Below are 14,976 nucleotides of genomic sequence, written 5' to 3'. Positions count from 1 at the left end.
CATGAGTATTGATCTTCACGAGGCCAATCGCCTCTCGTGGAATGCCGCGACCGTCGCGCACAACAGTCACAAGGGCGACCAGGCCGCTTTCTTCCGCGCCGGCGGCTCCACGCTCTATCCGGAAGAGATCGAGTTGCTCGGCGATATCGCTGGGCTCGACGTCCTCCACCTGCAATGCAATTCCGGCCAGGATAGCCTGAGCCTGGCGCGGCGCGGCGCGAACGTGACCGGCGTCGATATCTCGGATGAGGCGATCGCCTTTGCCACACGGCTTTCGGCGGAAAGCGGCATCGCCGCCGTCTTCGAGCGGTCCGACCTGTTCGGCTGGTTCGACGACGCCCGCAAGGCCGGCCGCCGGTTCGATCGCGTCTTTGCTTCCTATGGTACCATTTGCTGGCTATCGAACCTCGGTGTCTGGGCGCGTGGCATTGCCGATGTGCTGAAGCCCGGCGGGCGTTTCGCCTTCGTTGAATTCCATCCCTTTGCGATGGTTTTCGATCAGGGCTGGAAGCCACACTACGACTACGCGCCCAAAGACCCGGTCGCGGAAGCGGGCGTCGGTGACTATGTCGCCGACTCGGGCGCAGGCCTTGCCCATGGCGGCTATCAGGAGGGCGTGGTGGGATTCGCCAATCCGCACCCGTCCTTCGAGTTCAACTGGGGTATCGCCGATGTTGTGCAGGCGCTGATCGACGCCGGGCTCCGGATGGAAGTCCTGAAGGAATACCCCTATGCCAATGGCTGGGTGGCGTTTGAAGGCATGCGCGACCTTGGCGGCGGGCGCATGGCGCCGCCGGCGGCCATGCCGAGCCTGCCGCTGATGTATGCGATTGTGGCCGCAAAGGTCGGGTCGACGGCGGAATATCGCGAGAAGGCAGGGCGTCCTTCGTCATGATGCTGGCGACGCGCAACGCCTGATGGCGGGGCAGGGCAACCGGCCCCGCGGCCCATGAATAATCGCCGGCGGTGCTTTTATTTGCCGGCTGCATTTGCTAGGCCGCTTCCGGAGAAAAGTACCCGGAGGAAATAGCATGACGCCCGATATCCGCCCGCTCGTCGCCGGCAACTGGAAGATGAACGGAACCCGCGCTTCGCTCGATCAGATCAAGGCGATGGCCGAAGGGGTCAAGGGCGAACTCTCCGCCAAGGTCGAAACGTTGATCTGCCCGCCGGCAACGTTGCTCTACGTGGCGACGGCGCTTTGCGACGACAGCCCGCTGCTGATCGGCGCGCAGGACTGCCACCAGAAGCAGTCGGGCGCCCACACTGGCGACCTTTCCGCCGAAATGATCGCCGATTGCTTCGGCACCCACGTCATTGTCGGCCATTCCGAGCGCCGCACCGATCATGCCGAAAGCGATGCGCTGGTACGCGCAAAGACGGAAGCGGCCCATTCGGCCGAACTCGTCGCGATCGTGTGCATCGGCGAGACCGGTGATGAGCGCAAGGCCGGCAAGACGCTCGATGTTTTGAAGCGCCAGCTCGCCGAAAGCCTGCCGGATGCAGCAACCGCGGAAAACACCGTGATTGCCTATGAGCCCGTCTGGGCGATTGGCACCGGCCTGACGCCGACGGCCACGGATGTCGAGGAAGCCCACGCCTTCATGCGCAAGGAGCTGATCGCACGCTTTGCCGACGCCGGCGCCAAGATGCGCATCCTCTATGGCGGCTCGGTCAAGCCGTCCAATGCGAAGGAATTGATGGGCGTTGCCAATGTCGACGGCGCACTGATCGGTGGCGCAAGCTTGAAAGCCGAAGACTTCCTCGCCATCTACCGGGCTTATGAAGAATTGACGGCCTGATCGCCCGGGTTACCGGGCAGGGGCTTTTAATGGCGCACGGCATGGTATAAAGAGGCGCGAAAATTGCGCCCGGCCATGCCGAGTTTGCGCAGGGTTTGATTCGTGTGCCCCAAGGGCAGGACTGGAAGCTGATGCAGACCGTACTACTCGTCATCTATCTCATGGTCGTCGTCGCCCTGATCGGCGTCGTACTCATTCAGCGTTCCGAAGGCGGTGGCCTGGGCATCGGCGGCGGCTCGGGCTTCATGTCCGCGCGCGGCACGGCCAATGCGCTGACCCGCACGACGGCGATCCTTGCCGCGCTCTTCTTCGTCCTGGCGCTCGGCATGGGCATTCTCGCGCGTTACCAGCCGCAGGCGACCGACATCCTCGACCGTATCCCGGGCACCAGCTCGAACGGCGGTGGCGTTCTCAATTCGCTCGGTGGCGGCGCTCCGGCTCCGGCTGGCGGTGCGACTGGACAGCAGCCGGCAACCGGCAACGCCGCTCCGGCCGACAATGGCGTTCCCTCGACGACCGCACCGGCAACGACGGGCGAAGCCCCGGCCGGCGGCGCAACGACCCCGGCGCCCGCCGCTGGCGCCAACAGCAATACGGGATCGCAAGTTCCCAGCGGCCAATAAGGTCGCAATTCTGAAGAACCCGCCGGCGGATGTTTCATCCGCCGGTTTTGTTTTGTGTGAAATCTGCCTCCATCCCAAGACGAAAAGTTCTGGAACATGAATTTTTCGGTGGCGGAATCATTTGTTAAAAGGTATCCGGTGACTCCCATGGCGCGATATGTATTCATCACAGGCGGCGTGGTTTCCTCCCTCGGAAAAGGCATCGCTGCAGCGGCTCTCGGAGCACTGCTGCAGGCGCGTGGCTACCGGGTGAGACTGCGCAAGCTCGACCCCTATCTCAACGTTGACCCGGGCACCATGAGCCCGACCCAGCACGGTGAGGTTTTCGTAACCGACGATGGCGCGGAGACAGATCTCGATCTCGGCCACTATGAACGCTTCACAGGGCGTTCGGCGACGAAGACCGACAACATCACCACGGGCCGGATCTATAAGAACATCATCGACAAGGAACGTCGCGGCGACTATCTCGGCGCAACCGTTCAGGTGATCCCGCACGTTACCAACGAAATCAAGAACTTCGTCACCGAAGGCAACGACGACTACGACTTCGTTCTCTGCGAAATCGGCGGCACCGTCGGCGACATCGAGGCGATGCCCTTCATGGAGGCGATCCGCCAGCTCGGCAACGACCTGCCGCGTGGCACCGCCGTCTACGTCCATCTCACTCTGATGCCCTATATCCCGGCTGCCGGCGAACTGAAGACCAAGCCGACGCAGCATTCCGTCAAGGAACTGCAGGCCCTCGGCATCCACCCTGATATCCTCCTCGTTCGTGCGGACCGCGAAATTCCGGAGGCCGAGCGTCGCAAGCTCTCGCTCTTCTGTAACGTCCGCCAGTCGGCAGTCATCCAGGCGCTCGACGTTGCCTCGATCTACGACGTTCCGATCGCCTACCACAAGGAAGGCCTCGACAACGAAGTGCTGGCAGCCTTCGGCATCGAACCGGCGCCGAAGCCGCGCATGGACGCCTGGGAACGGGTTGCCGATCGCATCCGCACGCCGGAAGGCGAAGTCACGATCGCGATCGTCGGCAAGTACACCGGCCTCAAGGATGCCTACAAGTCGCTGATCGAAGCGCTTTACCATGGTGGCATCGCCAACCGGGTGAAGGTCAAGCTCGAGTGGATCGAATCGGAAGTCTTCGAGAAGGAAGACGCAGCGCCCTACCTTGAAAAGGTACACGGCATCCTCGTTCCCGGCGGTTTCGGCGAACGCGGTTCGGAGGGCAAGATCAACGCGGCGCGCTTTGCCCGCGAGCGCAAGGTGCCGTATTTTGGCATCTGCTTCGGCATGCAGATGGCTGTCGTTGAAGCTGCCCGCAACCTCGCCGGCATCGAGAAGGCGTCCTCCACCGAGTTCGGTCCGACCAAGGAACCGGTCGTTGGTCTGATGACCGAGTGGGTGAAGGGCAACGAACTCGAGAAGCGTTCCGCATCGGGTGATCTCGGTGGCACGATGCGGCTTGGCGCCTATCGCGCATCGTTGAAGGCCGACACCAAGATTGCCGAGATCTACGGTTCGACCGAGATCTTTGAGCGTCACCGCCACCGCTACGAAGTCAACGTTGACTACAAGGATCGGCTTGAGTCCTGCGGTCTGGTGTTTTCGGGCATGTCGCCGGACGGCATCCTGCCGGAGACGGTCGAGTATCCGGATCATCCGTGGTTCATCGGCGTTCAGTACCACCCGGAACTGAAGTCGCGTCCGCTCGATCCGCATCCGCTGTTTGGAAGCTTCATCGAAGCTGCACTGGAACAGTCGCGTCTCGTTTGAGGCGCACAGGAAAGACAAGCAAAAGGCCGGTCGCAAGACCGGCCTTTTTCATTTCTGCCGTTGCGCTGCGGCCGAGCTGCGACGCCTGGAGCCACTAACTGCGACGGGCGATGTGGTAGCTATAGAGCGCTGCAATTGCGACCGGCAGCAGCAGCGCGGCGATCGTCGCTGCGGCAAGCGCTGGACCGGTGCTCATGACGAGGGCCAGCAGCGCCAGGGTGATACCGGCGCAGACCATCAGCAGGCCCGCAAGCCGGTGCGTTGCCCGCCAGTTGGCGTTATCGGCGAGCGTCCACGGCAGCCGAATGCCGGCAAGGCCGTTCGGCTGCGATTTCGGCAGGACGTTGCCGACGACGATCGACAGAAGTCCGAGGCCGAAGGCGATCACGCGCGTCATCGAGAGGTCGCCGCCAAGCCCGATCAGCACGATCACAGTTTGAATGGCGGCAAAGAGCGCGAGGATCGCCGGGAGGGTGACTTCGGCGATATGCCGGCCCGCCTGAAGCTCGGCCTGTGGTGCGAACCGACCGACGACGAACGAGAATGCGGCAAGCACGGCGACCGCCACAGGCGCCAGCGCTAGCGCCCGGTTACGCGGCCAGAAGGCATCGGCCGTGCCGTCAACACCCCAATGGATCGGAAGCAGCGCCTCGGCGGGGATTGCGAGATAGCCGACGAGCGTCGCGGAAAAAAGTATGCCGCCAGCGACCAGCGCGATCGGGGAACGCAAAAGCAAGGTCATGGTGCTTGATCCCTTGTGCTGAGGAGACCGCCGAGCGCCTCTTCGAGAATGGACATGTTGAGGTGGTAGATGAGGCTCGTGCCGCGCCGCTCGACCGCGACGAGTTCTGCCTCGCGCAGCTTGTTGAAATGCACGGAAAGCGTCGGCTTGGTCAGGTCGAAATGCTCGGCGAGTTCGCCGGCGCTCATCGGCCCGGCCTTCAACAGTGCCAGGATCTGCCGCCGCACGGGATGAGAAAGCGCCTCGAAAACCCTGTTGATCCGCATCGTCTCCGCTCGCTTGTTGTCTCAATATTTAGACAAACATCTAATTAGAGTCAAAGCGAAATAGTGCCGAACTGCGTCTCAAGCCAGGAAGCGAAAATGCCCAGCGCCGAAGGCGCCGGGCAGCATTGGTTGCGGGAATTGGCTGGTGTCCGTCAGCGCGCCTCCGCCGGGCGGCGCCACTGCGGCACGCGGCCGATGGTGATGAAGCGCAGGATCCATTCGAGCGGGCCATAGGCGAAACGGGCCATCCACCAGTGGCTGATGAAGAGCTGGGCGGCAAAGATCGCAAGCGCGATCAGCACGCTTGCCAAAGGCGCGACCTGGCCGATGAGACCAAGGCCGTAACCATGGAAGATCAGCGCCGCGATCAGCGACTGCAGCAGATAGTTGGACAGCGCCATGCGGCCGGCAGGCGCCAGCAGGTTGCGCAGGCTGTGGCCGGTTTCGGATCCGAAGAGCAGCATCATGGCGCCGACATAGGCGCCGGTGAGAAGCGGGCCGGTGGCGAGCCCGATCGAAAGCGCGATGACCGCGATTGGCGATTCGGGCATCTCGACGCTGACATAGGCATAGATGACGGCGCCAGGCAGGCCGATCCAGAGACCGGTACGAACGAGGCGCTGGAACAACGCCGTGTTCTCCTCCGGCCGCGCCAAGGTCTTGCGACGCCCGGCGATCAGGCCGAGCAGGAACATCGCCAGCGCGCACGGCGCTTGCAGCAGGACGAGGATGATCCAGACCGAGTTGAGCTCCGTAAGGTGCTGACCGATGACGGCTTGCCAGTCGCCTTGGAAGGCAAGCTCGGCCGCCTCCGCGGCGGAAAGAATGGCAGACCGATCGAGCGGTACCGGATCCAGCGTGATGAGGATGCCGAGTGTGCCCCAGACCACTGCAAGGATAAGGACCAGCCATTTCGCCAGGCGGAAGAGGGCCCCATCGCTGCGGTTTTTGAGCATCAGGAGGACGATGCCAAGCACCGCGTAGGTGGTGAGAATATCGCCATGGAAAAGCAGGACCGCATGGGCAAGCCCGATCAGCCAGAGGCCCATCTGTCGGCGCAGGAGCCTGGGAACGAAGGCCTCGCCGGATTTTTCCGCCGAACGCATCTGCAGGGTGAAGCTGTAGCCGAACAGGAACGAGAAGAGCAGGTAGAATTTCATTTCGAAGAACAGGGCGATCACGAAATGCACGCTGCGATCGAGGATGCCGCCGAAGGCGGGGTCGGAAATTTCCAGCCCGTAGAAGGCGGAGGCGAAGGCCATGATGTTGACAAGGAGGATGCCGAGCAAGGCAAAGCCACGCAATGCATCGACGTCGTCGATGCGGTCTGGGGTACTCATTCGTGTTCTCCGTTACGGGAGGCGCTATAAATTTGCGCCGTAACCGATTGAAAAAGTTTGCTTTCAGGAAGCTGCGACCATGTGCCTGATCCCCGCCGATCTTGGTGCGCGAGAGCATTCGTTCATCGCCGATGCTCGTAGCATTTAATAAATAGACTAATCTATCTAATAATTGGCATGGACATACGTCAAGAGGGCCGCGCGATGTTGCTGCGGCCTCGTTCATGATGCGTGAAGAGGGTGTTTAGCCTTTGTGGGGAGCGTTTTGCCGAAGCCAGGCAATCTGGCGACGAGCGCGCAGCAGGGCCGTAAGCGCAGCCCCAGTCGAGATCGCAAGGAGCGCGATCCACAGCAGTTCGCCATCGCCGAGCCAGAGGCCTTCGAAGGCGGACACCACGGCGGCCAGCGTCATCGTCGCCATGCGGTGTTGTTTGGCCATCGGGCCGGAGAAATCGCCCGGCGCGCCATTGGCACGGCCGAGCTCGCGCACGTAGGCGGTCAGCACGCCGAAGGTGGCCGCGGCAAAACCGAGAGCCGGCACGCCGATGGCAAATCCGGCGCCGACGAAGATGAAGATGTCGGCGATGCGATCGGGAAACTCGTTCCAGAAGGGACCATCGGCCTCGCCCTTGCCACCCTCGACGGCGACCATGCCATCGAAAAGGTTGCAGAGCAGGCGCAACTGGCAGAAGAGCGCGGCGGCGATGAACAGGCTCGCCCTTACGCCGTCCTCGCTTTCGCCCGTGAGCCAGAAGGAAAGGCCGGCAAGGGCGGCCGCCAGCATGCTTGCCTGCGAGATCCGGTTTGGCGTGAGGTTCATCGATGCCAGGCGGCGCGCAGTGGCCTGCGCCCAGCGGGTGTTGCGGCTTGCGAGCGGCCTGCGGTCACCGGTCTCGGTCATGTTCGCCTCGGCTGATGGAATAGTTGTAGATGGCGGCGTAGGTGGTCGAAACCGTGAGCGGCAGCGCAATCGTTTTCAGGATCTCGGGCGTGCCGCTGGCGGCATGGATCGCGACCAGAATTGCAGACGAGCCGAGGCACGCGAAGAGCGGTGGCAGAACCAGGCGCCTGGCGCCGTTGAACCGCCTGGAAAGCGCATCGATCGCCGTCTTGAGGTAGAGGGTAAGCAGCGCCGAAAGCGTTCCCTGGACGAGGCCGGCAACAAGCGGCTTGGGCATGGGGTGATGGCGGTTGGCGAAAAGCGCCCAGCCGCCCATGGCGAAAAAGGCGAAGGCCACATGTACGACCCCGCTTGATGCCAGCCCCTTCAGTTTCGCGCTCATGTCAGCGACCACCAGTAGCGCGTCAGGTGGAAGAAGATCGGCGCGGAGAAGACGACGGAATCGAGCCGGTCGATCAGCCCGCCATGGCCTTCGATCAGATGGCCCCAGTCCTTGACGCCGCGGTCCCGCTTGATCGCCGACATCACGAGCCCGCCGAAGAATCCCATCAGGGTTATGATGAGCGACATCAACGCGGCTTGCGCCGGGGTGAACGGGGTAATCCACCAGAGCGAGGCGCCGATCAGCGTTGCGCTCGCAACGCCGCCGACGAAACCCTCGACCGTTTTCGACGGCGAAAGGGTTGGCGCGATCTTGGTTTTGCCGAAGAGCTTGCCCCAGACATATTGCAGCACGTCGCTCGACTGAACGACGATGACGAGGAAGGCGATGAGAAGCACGTTGCGTCCCTCATAGCCCGGAATCTGCAGCGTTAGCAGCGCCGGCACGTGCGAGGCGCAGAAGACGCAGATCATCAACGCCCATTGCACCTCGGAGATCCGGACCAGGAAGTCGCGCGTGTCGCCGCGAAGAACCGCAACGATCGGCATCAGCAGGAAGGCGTAGACCGGCACGAAGATCGAATAGATGCCGTATTGCTCGGCCCAGAGCAGGAAGTAGTTGATCGGCAGGACGACGAAGAAGGCGCCTGCGATCGCCCAGTGGTCGCCGCGCCGCGTGTTGATGAGCGTGATGAACTCGCGCAGCGCCGCAAACGAGCAGAAGGCAAAGAGCAGGAGCACGCCGACCCGTCCGGCAACGAAGGCGATGGCGATCAGCACTACCATTGCCCACCACGCCTTGATGCGGGCGTTGAGGTTCTCGATCGAGCCGTTCGACCCGTCAGGCGACAGCTTCTGCTTGAGCATGTAGCCGACGCTTGACGCCAGCACGAGAACGCCGCCGACGCCGAAGAGCAGCTTGAGCATGTCCAGGCTGGCCGCGCTCATGCGCCGTCATCCGTCGATGAAGGCGCGAGCGAAAGCAGGGCGGTCTCGGCGCGAGCGATGAACTCTTCCTTCGTCTCCTGCGCCTTGAGGCGCATCGGTTCGCCGAAATTGACGGTGCAGATGAGCGGGATCGGCACGAACTCCCCCTTGGGCATGACGCGGTTGAGATTGTTGATCCAGACGGGAACCAGCGCCACGTCCGGGCGCTTGCAGGCGAGGTGATAGAGCCCGCTCTTGAACGGCAGCAGTCGCGCTTCGGTCTGGTTGCGCGTTCCCTCGGGAAAGAGAATGAGCGACGATCCGTCGTTGAGCACGGCCGTCATCTGCTCGACCGGGTCCTGCGTGCGCGCATCCGGGTCGCGCTCGATCAGCACCGCGTCGAAGACGTCGCGGCCGATGAAGGTCGAAAGCTTCGATTTCAGCCAGTATTCGGCACCTGCGACCGGCCGCGCGCGTTCCCTGAGCCAGGGCGGCAAGACCGCCCAGATCAGCACGAAATCGCCGTGGCTGGAGTGGTTGGCGAAATAGATGCTCTGCTTCGGCGGCAGGCCGGTCTCATGCCAGAGGGCGCGCGCCGCCGTCAGCGCCCGCGCAAACATCATGATGGCGATGGAAGCCAGCTTGGCCATCATCTCGCGCATCATGTGGGTTTGTGCCCGGTTGGGAGCCGAGTCAGTGTGCCGAAGCGCCCCTTGGCGTGACTCGGCCGTGCCCGGATGCGTTTCTTGTCTTGCGACTCAATAATCAAATGCTGCCCCTCAGCCTGCTGCCCGGCATAACTCCAGGCTGCAATGACGAATTTTACGCAATTGTGACGGCTTCTCAAGCGGTTGAAATCATGCGCAACATGATAACGCGCAGACCATGCCGGATATTCGTTCGCCGACACCATGACGGAGAAACCATTGCGGCGGCACGTCGCAGCCGTGGGCCTCCGTTCGCGTTGACCATCCGCAACTTAGCCGCTAGCTTGCGGCTTCCAGTAAGGGGAGCGTCGTCCAATGCGCCAGTAATGCCCGGTGAAAACCGAATCGCCTCAACTTCGCTTGCGAAGAAGATGGACGATGGCATTGCTGCGATCCGCATCGACGGACGAACGCTAGGGCATTTCTGCCTGCGATCTCCATTCGCCTTCGTGAGCGGTCACATCAGGACAAGTTCCAGGGACCGAACATGCAAGACATTTCCTCCTCCAATCTCGATATCATCGATCACAATCGCCAGGCGTGGGACAGGCAGGCAAGCCAGGACTGCGAATGGTCCCGCCCGGTCACACGCGAGATGATCGCCGACGCCCGCAAAGGGCAGTGGCAGGCGCGGCTGACGCCCGGCGATCTGCCTGAGGGCTGGTTGCCCGACGTCAAGGGCAAGAAGATCCTCTGCCTGGCGTCCGCCGGCGGGCAGCAGGCGCCGACCCTGGCCGCCGCCGGTGCGGACGTTACGGTCTTCGACCTCTCCGAGGGACAGCTCGAACAGGATCGGCGCGTCGCCGAACGCGAAGGGCTTTCGCTTTTGACCGTGCAGGGCGACATGCGGGACCTCGCGACCTTTGCGGACGAAACCTTCGACATCGTCTTTCATCCGATCTCGAACCTCTATGTTCCCGACATCCAGCCGGTCTGGCGGGAGTGCCACCGGGTGCTGAAGACCGGCGGTCGGCTGCTTTCGAGCTTCTACAATCCGATCGTTTTCGTCGGCGACCGCGATCCGGCCCATGCGGAAAAGGGCCTTATCCGCCCGGCTTACCGGCTCCCCTTTGCCGAGGTGGAGCATCTCGCGCCCGATGTCGTGCAGGCCAAGGTCGATCGGGGCGAGGCCCTGGTCTTCGGACACAGCCTTTCTGCGCAGATCGAGGGGCAGCTGAAGGTCGGTTTCCTGTTGGCCGGCTTTCACGAGGATTGGCAGCCGTCGGCTCGTTTCCTGATCGACAGGTTCGTGCCGACTTTCATCGCCACCTTTGCCATCAAGAGCGATCTTCATCCCTGATGCGGCAGGCCCGGCGCTCTGTTCGGGCCCGCAAGCTCGCACGCAACGAGGGCAGTCGCAGCGGCCGGAAGGCGCTGCGGTTGCCGATCCCGGCTTCCGCACCGCCTTTTTACGTCGCGTTACTGTTACGTACTCGCCAACGCATCGGTTTCGTACTTTCCTGTCGTCAGCGAAACTGGAAAGGGGTCAATCCATATGCGCTTCATCGCTTTGTTGTTCGTGCCTTTGGCGGTTGCCGTGCTGGGGCTTTCGGGTTGTGCCTCGACGTCCTCGACCAATACATCCTACACGCAGCCCCAGACGTTCGCCCCCGGTCTCGGTGCGGGGAACACGGCGAACGCCACGACGGCGCCGGGCTACTACTGACCTTCCGGCGGTTCGTCTCCCGCTGACAGGCATAATCCGCGGCGGGCGCAGCCGGCCGCGGACGGCTCACTTTGCGGCAACGGCCCGAACCCGGATGGCCGATCCGGCCCCTGGCGGTGACCCGGCTTGCATTCGCCGGCCAAAAGTTGCAAACAGCGGCGAACCATCAGGGAACACGCCATGAGCCTCTCCAAGCGCACCACCCGCCCGCTCGATCACCTCGTGCTGCCGGTGGATACGCTTACCCAGGCGCGGCGTCGGCTTTCCAATCTCGGCTTCACCGTCGCCGACGATGCCCGCCATCCGTTCGGCACCGAAAATGCCTGCGTCTTCTTTGCCGACGGCACCTATCTCGAACCGCTAGCCATAGCGTCCCGCGAGGAGTGCGAGGCGGCGGCACTCGACGGCAACGCCTTTGTGGCGCGTGATCAGGCGTTTCGTTTCCGCCAGGGACCGGAAGGCCTCTCGGCGCTGGTCTTCGGCACCGAGGATGCGGCGAGCGACCACATTCGTTTTAGGGCGCGGGGCATCTCCGGCGGTGACATGCTGGAGTTTTCCCGGCCGATGAAGTTGCCGGATGGCCGCGAAGGACTGGGCTCGTTCCGTCTTGCCTTTGCGGCCGACCTGCGCGCGCCGGATCTCTTTCTTTTCAGCTGTCAGCGCGTTCGCGCACTCCCCACCGATCGGGCGGCGCTGGAGCGACACGACAACGGCGTGATCGGCATAAGCGAAGTGGTGCTGTCGGAAGCCAATCCGACTGATTTCCAGTATCTGCTGCAGGAAGCGGTCGATGAGCGCGAGGTTTCGGCGCATTCCTTCGGCATGGATGTCGCGACCACCAACGCCAAGATCTCGGTGCTGAACGCCGCCGGCATGGAAGCCTTCTTCGGTCGCTCGGTGCGCGGTGCCGAACGGGGCCTTCGCGGACGGGCGGTCGTCTTCCGTGTTGCCGATCTCGAGGCAACGCGGGCGCTCTTTGCCGAGAACGATATCGAATTTGCAGAAATGGGCGGGCGCCTCATTGTCCCCGAAATGCCGGGGCAAGGGGTGATCTTCGCGTTTGGAGCTTGATGATGAAAACCAATGCCAGAGTCGTTGTCGGTGAGGGCGCCCGTCAGGTCGCCTTCGCACAGACCGAGAAGTTGTCGCTGATCGCCGGCCCCTGCCAGATGGAGAGCCGTGAACACGCCTTCATGATGGCGGGCGCGCTCTCAGAACTCTGCAACAAGCTCGGCCTCGGCCTCGTCTACAAGTCCTCCTTCGACAAGGCCAACCGCACCTCCCTTTCGGGCAAGCGTGGCATCGGTCTCGACAAGGCGATGGAAATCTTCGCCGACCTGAAAAGGGAATTCGGCTTTCCGGTTCTGACCGACGTGCACACCGAAGAGCAATGTGCTCTGGTCGCGCCGACGGTCGATATCCTGCAGATCCCGGCCTTCCTGTCGCGCCAGACCGATCTTCTGGTCGCAGCCGCCAAGACCGGCCGCGCGATCAACGTCAAGAAGGGCCAGTTCCTGGCGCCCTGGGATATGAAGAACGTGTTGGCGAAGTTCACCGAGAGCGGCAACCCCAATGTCATGCTCTGCGAGCGTGGCGCTTCCTTCGGCTACAACACGCTGGTCTCCGACATGCGCTCGCTGCCGATCATGGCTTCGCTCGGCGCGCCGGTCGTCTTTGATGCGACCCATTCGGTTCAGCAGCCGGGCGGGCAGGGCGGCTCTTCGGGCGGTCAACGAGAATTTGTCGAGACCCTGGCGCGTGCGGCCGTGGCGGTTGGCGTCGCAGGTGTGTTTGTCGAGACGCACGAAGACCCGGACAACGCACCCTCGGACGGCCCGAACATGGTGCATCTGAAGGATATGCCGAGGCTGCTCGAAAAGCTGCTGGCTTTCGACGCGATCGCCAAGGGCTGAGACCCGCGCGACGCTTCGTGAAATTTTCATGAACCGCAATGGCGCGGTTGTTTTTGCATATTGCGCGCCATTGTAATTTCGAGGCCTTGGCGTATGACAGGCCCCGACCACCCACCGTCCTCAACAGGGAAGAGATCATGACTGCAATCATCGACATCATCGGCCGAGAAATTCTGGACAGCCGCGGCAACCCGACCGTCGAGGTCGACGTGTACCTGGAAGACGGAAGCTTCGGCCGCGCGGCAGTCCCGTCGGGCGCCTCGACCGGTGCCCATGAGGCTGTTGAGCTGCGCGATGGTGGTACGCGTTACCTCGGCAAGGGCGTTGAACGTGCCGTCGAAGCCGTCAACGGCGAGATCTTCGAAGCGATCGGCGGTCTCGATGCCGAGAACCAGATCCAGATCGACAAGACCATGATCGAGCTCGACGGCACGGCGAACAAGTCGCGCCTCGGCGCCAACGCCATTCTCGGCGTTTCGCTTGCCGTTTCCAAGGCTGCCGCCGAAGCTGCCGGCCTGCCGCTCTACCGTTACGTCGGTGGTCCGAACGCCCACGTGCTCCCGGTTCCGATGATGAACATCATCAACGGTGGCGCGCACGCCGACAACCCGATCGACTTCCAGGAGTTCATGATCGTTCCGGTTGGCGCCGACACGATGCGTGATGCTGTTCGCATGGGCTCGGAAGTGTTCCACACGCTGAAGAAGCAGCTTGCAGCCGACGGCCACAACACCAATGTCGGCGACGAAGGCGGCTTCGCGCCGGGTCTCGCTTCGGCCCCGGCAGCGCTCGACTTCATCATGAAGTCGATCGAGAAGGCTGGCTACAAGCCGGGCGAAGACATGTTCATCGCGCTCGATTGCGCAGCGACCGAATTCTTCAAGGACGGCAAGTACGTACTCGAAGGCGAAGGCCGCACGCTGGAGCCGGGCGCAATGGCTGAATATCTTGCCGAACTCGCCGCCAAGTACCCGATCTTCTCGATCGAAGACGGCATGGCCGAAGACGACTGGGACGGCTGGAAGGCTGTGACCGATCTCATCGGCAACAAGTGCCAGCTCGTCGGGGACGACCTGTTCGTCACCAACTCGGCCCGCCTGCGCGACGGCATCAAGATGGGTGTCGCCAACTCGATCCTCGTCAAGGTCAACCAGATCGGCTCGCTGTCGGAAACGCTCGACGCCGTCGAGACCGCACACAAGGCGCGCTACACCGCCGTCATGTCGCACCGTTCGGGCGAAACCGAAGATGCGACGATCGCCGATCTCGCGGTTGCCACCAACTGCGGCCAGATCAAGACCGGCTCGCTTGCCCGTTCGGACCGGCTCGCAAAGTACAACCAGCTGATCCGCATCGAAGAGCAGCTTGGCCTGCAGGCCAAGTACGCCGGCCGTTCGATCCTGCGCGGTTGATCGCCGCCTGATTTTTGTCTGAAAACTGAGCCCGCCCACACAGCCCCGTGTGGGCGGGTTTCTATTTTCCTGCCGTTCATGGTCAACGGTCGGTTAATCAATCGACGCTAATCTGATTGCCGTACTGCGTATCAGGGCGGGAATGCATGTGGACACGGCATCATAAGAAACGGAAACTGGGTCGGCTGGTGATGCCGCTGATCGCGGTCGCCTTTCTCTCCTACTTCGGCTATCATTCCATTCACGGCGGCTATGGCCTGAAGGCGACCGAGCAATTCGATCGTCAGATCGTCGAGCGGCAGGCGCGGCTGGATAAGCTCACGAAGCAGCGAATGATCCTCGAAAAGGAGGTTCAGCTGATGAGTGATGGGTCGCTGGAACGGGACATGCTGGATGAAAAGGCTCGCCTCGCGCTGAACATGTCGCGAAGTGACGAGATCGTTATTTTTCACCGTGCCGCAAATTAACCAGAATTCAGTTAATTGAAATTTGTAAAGCAAAATCAATTATTTGCGTGGAA

General features: G+C 62.4%; 16 protein-coding genes. 9 read left to right on the top strand and 7 right to left on the bottom strand.

Features of this window, described 5'->3' with window-relative positions:
• The first annotated feature begins 1 nt into the window (after window position 1).
• From ASD01_RS17405 to ASD01_RS17390, 4 genes are all read left to right on the top strand, one after another.
• Window positions 2-895 (top strand): class I SAM-dependent methyltransferase, encoded by an 894-nt coding sequence (locus tag ASD01_RS17405; protein WP_051659339.1) that lies wholly within the window; start codon window positions 2-4, stop codon window positions 893-895.
• A gap of 136 nt (window positions 896-1,031) precedes the next feature.
• Window positions 1,032-1,802: a triose-phosphate isomerase gene (gene tpiA / locus ASD01_RS17400; RefSeq protein WP_034795878.1), complete on the top strand. Its 771-nt coding sequence runs from the start codon at window positions 1,032-1,034 to the stop codon at window positions 1,800-1,802.
• Window positions 1,803-1,933: 131 nt separating this feature from the next.
• A complete protein-coding gene (gene secG / locus ASD01_RS17395) occupies window positions 1,934-2,425 on the top strand; it encodes a preprotein translocase subunit SecG (protein ID WP_034795875.1) in 492 nt (163 codons plus the stop codon).
• Between the two features lie 138 nt (window positions 2,426-2,563).
• Window positions 2,564-4,201: a CTP synthase gene (locus ASD01_RS17390; protein WP_082572995.1), complete on the top strand. Its 1,638-nt coding sequence runs from the start codon at window positions 2,564-2,566 to the stop codon at window positions 4,199-4,201.
• Window positions 4,202-4,295: 94 nt separating this feature from the next.
• Here the strand turns inward: ASD01_RS17390 and ASD01_RS17385 are convergent, their stop codons facing one another.
• From ASD01_RS17385 to ASD01_RS17355, 7 genes are all read right to left on the bottom strand, one after another.
• Window positions 4,296-4,943 carry an SdpI family protein gene (locus tag ASD01_RS17385; RefSeq protein ID WP_034795869.1) on the bottom strand — a complete coding sequence of 216 codons (648 nt, stop codon included), beginning with the start codon at window positions 4,941-4,943 and terminating at the stop codon, window positions 4,296-4,298.
• Window positions 4,940-5,209 carry an autorepressor SdpR family transcription factor gene (locus tag ASD01_RS17380; RefSeq protein WP_197067148.1) on the bottom strand — a complete coding sequence of 90 codons (270 nt, stop codon included), beginning with the start codon at window positions 5,207-5,209 and terminating at the stop codon, window positions 4,940-4,942. The genes ASD01_RS17385 and ASD01_RS17380 overlap by 4 nt, the downstream gene beginning before the upstream one ends.
• A gap of 152 nt (window positions 5,210-5,361) precedes the next feature.
• Window positions 5,362-6,549, bottom strand: coding sequence for a DUF418 domain-containing protein (locus ASD01_RS17375; RefSeq protein WP_034795866.1), 1,188 nt, complete (start codon window positions 6,547-6,549; stop codon window positions 5,362-5,364).
• 244 nt (window positions 6,550-6,793) lie between these two features.
• Complete coding sequence (locus ASD01_RS17370; protein WP_034795863.1) at window positions 6,794-7,450, bottom strand: CDP-alcohol phosphatidyltransferase family protein; 657 nt, start codon at window positions 7,448-7,450, stop codon at window positions 6,794-6,796.
• Complete coding sequence (locus ASD01_RS17365; RefSeq protein WP_034795860.1) at window positions 7,434-7,832, bottom strand: hypothetical protein; 399 nt, start codon at window positions 7,830-7,832, stop codon at window positions 7,434-7,436. The genes ASD01_RS17370 and ASD01_RS17365 overlap by 17 nt, the downstream gene beginning before the upstream one ends.
• Window positions 7,829-8,779: a phosphatidate cytidylyltransferase gene (locus ASD01_RS17360; protein WP_034795857.1), complete on the bottom strand. Its 951-nt coding sequence runs from the start codon at window positions 8,777-8,779 to the stop codon at window positions 7,829-7,831. The genes ASD01_RS17365 and ASD01_RS17360 overlap by 4 nt, the downstream gene beginning before the upstream one ends.
• Entirely contained in the window at window positions 8,776-9,420 is a 645-nt protein-coding gene (locus tag ASD01_RS17355; RefSeq protein ID WP_034796029.1) for a lysophospholipid acyltransferase family protein, read from the bottom strand. Before ASD01_RS17355 ends, ASD01_RS17360 begins: the two co-directional genes overlap by 4 nt.
• A 532-nt stretch (window positions 9,421-9,952) precedes the next feature.
• Here ASD01_RS17355 and ASD01_RS17350 point away from each other — a divergent pair.
• From ASD01_RS17350 to ASD01_RS17330, 5 genes are all read left to right on the top strand, one after another.
• The gene (locus ASD01_RS17350; protein WP_034795853.1) at window positions 9,953-10,765 is read left to right on the top strand and encodes a class I SAM-dependent methyltransferase; all 813 of its coding nucleotides are present in this window, start codon (window positions 9,953-9,955) and stop codon (window positions 10,763-10,765) included.
• Window positions 10,766-11,311: 546 nt separating this feature from the next.
• A complete protein-coding gene (locus ASD01_RS17345; protein WP_034795850.1) occupies window positions 11,312-12,202 on the top strand; it encodes a VOC family protein in 891 nt (296 codons plus the stop codon).
• Window positions 12,202-13,044 (top strand): 3-deoxy-8-phosphooctulonate synthase, encoded by an 843-nt coding sequence (gene kdsA / locus ASD01_RS17340; protein ID WP_034795847.1) that lies wholly within the window; start codon window positions 12,202-12,204, stop codon window positions 13,042-13,044. Before ASD01_RS17345 ends, kdsA begins: the two co-directional genes overlap by 1 nt.
• A 137-nt stretch (window positions 13,045-13,181) precedes the next feature.
• Window positions 13,182-14,456: a phosphopyruvate hydratase gene (gene eno, locus ASD01_RS17335; RefSeq protein WP_034795843.1), complete on the top strand. Its 1,275-nt coding sequence runs from the start codon at window positions 13,182-13,184 to the stop codon at window positions 14,454-14,456.
• Window positions 14,457-14,602: 146 nt separating this feature from the next.
• The gene (locus tag ASD01_RS17330; protein WP_034795840.1) at window positions 14,603-14,923 is read left to right on the top strand and encodes an FtsB family cell division protein; all 321 of its coding nucleotides are present in this window, start codon (window positions 14,603-14,605) and stop codon (window positions 14,921-14,923) included.
• The last annotated feature ends 53 nt before the right edge of the window (window positions 14,924-14,976 follow it).

Origin of the sequence: Ensifer sp. Root423 (assembly GCF_001426275.1) — a bacterium.
Taxonomy (GTDB): Bacteria; Pseudomonadota; Alphaproteobacteria; order Rhizobiales; family Rhizobiaceae; genus Ensifer; species Ensifer adhaerens.
Note: the sequence above shows the minus strand (reverse complement) of the source record. Positions and strands in the feature narration are given on the sequence as shown.